The 4,700-nt window shown below is 65.9% G+C and carries 1 pseudogene; it reads left to right on the top strand.

Annotation, left to right across the window (positions count from 1 at the left end):
* Positions 1-302 precede the first annotated feature (302 nt).
* Positions 303-3,984: pseudogene (locus tag BMZ82_RS38895) on the top strand (RHS repeat domain-containing protein); the annotation flags it as partial.
* Between the last annotated feature and the right edge of the window lie 716 nt (positions 3,985-4,700).

Below are 4,700 nucleotides of genomic sequence, written 5' to 3'. Positions count from 1 at the left end.
GACGGGCACTGAACGGGCACGGAACGGGCACTGAGCACAGCCGTTTCGCGGGCAGGGGTCGCCGGGCGTCAGGCCGGCGGCCCCTCCCCCGCATGCTCGCCAGGCGTAGCCAGACACCGGAAGGCGGAGGGACTGGGCCTGGGCGGTGAAGCGGCTATCTCAACCGCATCGACTACGGTCTGCGCAGCGACCTGATCCACACCAAGCCCGCCGCCCAGCAGGTCGGCTTCAGCTACGCCGAGCGCTGCGTCGTCTCGGGCGGCTGCTCCAGCCTGACCAAGGACACCAAGGCCAACTGGCCCGACGTGCCCTTCGACATGATCTGCGCGGCAAGCGCCAAGTGCACCACCCAGATCGGCCCGTCCTTCTTCACCCGCAAACGCCTCACCGACGTCACCACCTCGGTGTGGACCGGCACCGGCACCACCCGCCGGGACGTGGACACCTGGCATCTGGACCAGGACTTCCCCGACACCGGCGACGCCTCCTCGGCGAGCCTGTGGCTGAAGTCCATCCAGAACACCGGCAAGGCCAACACCACCGCGGCCGCCATGCCGCCGGTCGTCTTCGGCGGCGTCCAACTGCCCAACCACGTCGAGGGCAGCGGCCCGGACACCCTGCGCTACATCAAGTGGCGGGTGCGCACCATCAAGTCCGAGACCGGCTCCACCCTCACCGCCAACTACTCCGACCCCGACTGCGTCTGGGGCTCGAGCATGCCGGCGGACGTCGACAAGAACACCCGCCGCTGCTTCCCGGCCAAGTGGTCCCAGTCCGGGGCGACTCCGACCACGGACTGGTAACGGCAACGTCACCGAGTGGTCCTTCGACGCGCTCGGCCGCCTGCGGTCGGTCTGGAAGCCGGACCGCTCCCGCGCGCTCGGCGACGCCGCCAGCATCGTCTATGCCTACAGCGTCAACAACGACAAGGAGACCTGGGTCCGCACCGACGCCCTCAAGGCCGACGGGAAGACCTACAACAGCTCCTACGAGATCCTCGACGGCCTGCTGCGGTCCCGCCAGAAGCAGGTCCCCGCGCCGAACGGCGGCCGGGTGATCTCCGAGACCCTCTACGACGACCGCGGCCTGGCCTACATCACCAACAGCCAGATCCACGACGCCAACGCCCCCTCGGGCACCCTGGCCAACACCTTCCCCGGTTCCGTCCCCGCCTCCACCGAGACGGTCTTCGACGCCGCGGGACGCCCCACCGAATCGATCTTCCGGGTCTACGACCAGGAGAAGTGGCGCACCAAGACCGACGAGCAGGGCGACCGCACGGCCGTCACGGCAGCAGAGGGCGGCACCGGCACCCTGACGATCGCCGATGCCCGCGGCCGGATGACCGAACGCCGTGAGTACGGCGGCCCTGTCCCGACGGGCAGCGACTACACCAGCACACTGTACGAGTACACCCCCGGCGGCCAGCTCAAGAAGATCACCGGCCCGGACGGGGCGGTGTGGACGTACGGCTACGACCTGCGCGGCCGCAAGACCACCTCCACCGACCCCGACAAGGGCAGCGTCACCACCACCTACAACGACGTCGACCAGCCGGTGACCACCACGACGACCCTCGACGGCGTCTCCCGCACCCTGATCACCGACTACGACGAGCTCGACCGCAGTACCGGCACCTGGGACGGAACGAAGGACAACGCCCACCAACTGACGAAACTCACCTACGACTCCCTGGCCAAGGGACAGCCGACCGCTGCAATCCGCTATGTCGGCGGCACCACCGGCAAGATCTACTCCCAGGTCGTCACCGGCTACGACGCGCTCGGCCGCGCCAAGGGCACCAAGACCGTCCTCGCCGCCACCGACCCGCTGGTCGTCGCCGGCGCGCCGCAGACCTTCACCACCTCCACCGTCCACAACAGGGACGGCACGGTCCAGTCCACCTCGATGCCCGCGGTGGCGGGCCTGCCCGCCGAGACCGTGGCCAACAGCTACAACGACCTCGGCATGCTCACCGGCACCGACGGTATGACCGACTACGTCCAGAACATCGGCTACTCCCCGTACGGCGAGATCGAAGAAACCCGCCTGGGCACCTCCACCGGCGCCAAGCAGCTCCAGATCCTCAACCGCTACGAGGACGGCACCCGCCGACTGGCCAACACCCACACCGTCGACCAGACCAACACCGGCTACACCAGCGACGTCGACTACGCCTACGACACCACCGGCAACGTCATGTCGATCACCGACAAGGCAGGTAGCAAGGACACCCAGTGCTTCACCTACGACGGCTACCGCCGTCTGACCGAAGCCTGGACCCCGTCTTCCAACGACTGCGTCACCGTCCGCTCGGCGTCCGCCCTCGGCGGCCCGGCCCCGTACTGGACCAGCTGGACCTACAAGCCCGGCGGCCTGCGCGACACCCAGACCGAGCACAAGGCCACCGGTGACACCCAGACCGACTACGGCTACCCCGCGGTCAATGCCTCCGGCACCGGCCAGCCCCACACCCTGACCTCCGTCGCCGTGGACGGCGGCACCGCCCAGACCTACACCTACGACGAGCAGGGCAACACCACCAAGCGCTACAGCCCCGCCGGAACCGCGCAGAGCCTCACCTGGGACATCGAAGGAGAACTCACCCGCCTCACCGAAGGCACCAAGACCACCGACTACCTCTACGACGCGAACGGCGACCTGCTGATCCGCCGCGGCCCCGTCAAGACCGTCCTCTACCTGGCCGGCCAGGAACTCCACTACGACACGGCCGCCAACAAGTTCACCGCCCAGCGCTACTACCCGGCCGGCGACGCCACCGCCGTCCGCACCGAGTCCGGCCTGTCCTGGATGGTCGACGACCACCACGGCACCGCCTCGATGACGGTGGACGCCACCACCCAGGCCGTCACTCGCCGCTACACCAAGCCCTTCGGCGAAACTCGCGGCGCGACACCGTCGGCCTGGCCCGACGATAAGGGCTTCCTCGGCAAACCCGCCGACGCCGACACCGGACTCACCCACATCGGCGCCCGCGAGTACGACCCGGCCACCGGACGCTTCCTCTCCGTCGACCCCGTCCTAGCCCCTGAGGACCACGAGTCCCTCAACGGCTACGCCTACGCCAACAACACCCCCGTCACCAAGTCCGACCCCACCGGCCTACGGCCGATCACGGGCTGCGAGCAGGGATGCAGCGACGGCAAGGGCGGTACTTACCGGGACCACATGACGATGGGCCCCAACGGGACGTGGGTTTACCACTCCACCAAGACCTATGTGACCAAGGTCCCCGGCACGTCAAGCACTTACATCAGCGCGACGGTGCAGACCCTCGGCGGAAAGACGACCTCGGTCAACGTCGCTGTCTTCAAGAAGGGGCCGAACCCTGCGCCGGATCAGAAAGACGGCAAGAAGGGGCCCGACGGTACCGAGACCACAGACCTCTCTGCCGAGGAACTGGTCGCGGTCTGGGCGATGGGCGGACCGACGGAGATCACCCTTCCTCCGGACGGCGAATTCGTCAGGCAGCTACGCACGGAGGACCATTTCAGATCATTCACCAGAATGATACAGGGCCTGATCAAGGACGGAGTGTATCGCACGAACAAGGAGTCGTTCGATAAGTCTCACGCCAAGCGCAGCGATTTCGAAAAAGCATGGGAAGGAATTGCTGACTTGACTGGGTTCTTCACTGCGGGAATCTACGGGGCCAGCCCCGCAAGCCTTGCGCTCGGCTCCTACAACCTTGACTACGAACTGCTCGGGGTGTCCTGCCGACCGGCTCAGACGGATTCAGAGTGGGACAAGGGAGCTCTTGTCGGCCAAGTGCAGGTGGAGGTGTCCAACCGCATGACGGTAGCGTCGGCCACGCGCAGCCTTTCGGACGACGGGTACAAGAACGGAAGCAGCAACCCTGTCATGAAGGCGGGTTCGGACGCCGTCAAACGGATCTGGCCTGACGGCCAGAGAGACATAGAAGTGAAGATCTCCTGGATCGAGGAAGTGTATGTACCGAATTAAGCGAAGCCGACGGGACCTACTCGCCGTTGCCCTCTTCGCTGCCCTCATGACGGGTGCGTCCGGATGCGGAAGTGAAGAAGAGCTCCCCGTTCCCAAGGAAAGCCAGATCGTCGGTCTGTGGAAAAATCCCGGAGGGGATTGGATCGACTTCAAGAAGGATGGGACGGGTACCATTTCCCCAGGGGCACAACTACAGCTAAACTCCCTGGTGAAGGAATCCGAAACCGAAGAATTTTGCACGTTTTCCTGGGGAGTGGACACTGTACCCGCAGGGGGGAGCAAATGGGTTTCCCTGACGTTCAAGCAAGGGCAGTGCGGATCCTCAAAGTTGGGGAGTTCCGGCCTCAACTACTACTACGGGGATCCTTCCGGCAAACTACTCTTGGCGAATCCTGTCGATTCCCCGGATCCCGGCGAGGTCTATTCTCTATCGAGCGCGACTTAGACTGCCACCCCGGCAGGAAAGTCGCGAATCCAGGCCGATAGGCTGCCAAGGGGCGCACACCGCCCGCCTCGGACCTCAGATAGGTAGAATTCCGCCATGCCTCACGGGGTTCCTCCGAAACCGCGGAGGGACCCCGGTTCGGCTCAGCAGCCTGATGGAAGGAACTGATTTCTTCACCAACGGCGTCGCCGGCACGCTCAAGACGCTGAAGTACACCGAGCCGCGCACGCTCCAGTTCGACCGCAGGGCGGTCGTGAACGGGCGGCAGATG

Origin of the sequence: Streptomyces sp. yr375 (assembly GCF_900110755.1) — a bacterium.
GTDB lineage: Bacteria > Actinomycetota > Actinomycetes > Streptomycetales > Streptomycetaceae > Streptomyces.
This window is presented reverse-complemented; position numbering and strand designations above follow the sequence as displayed.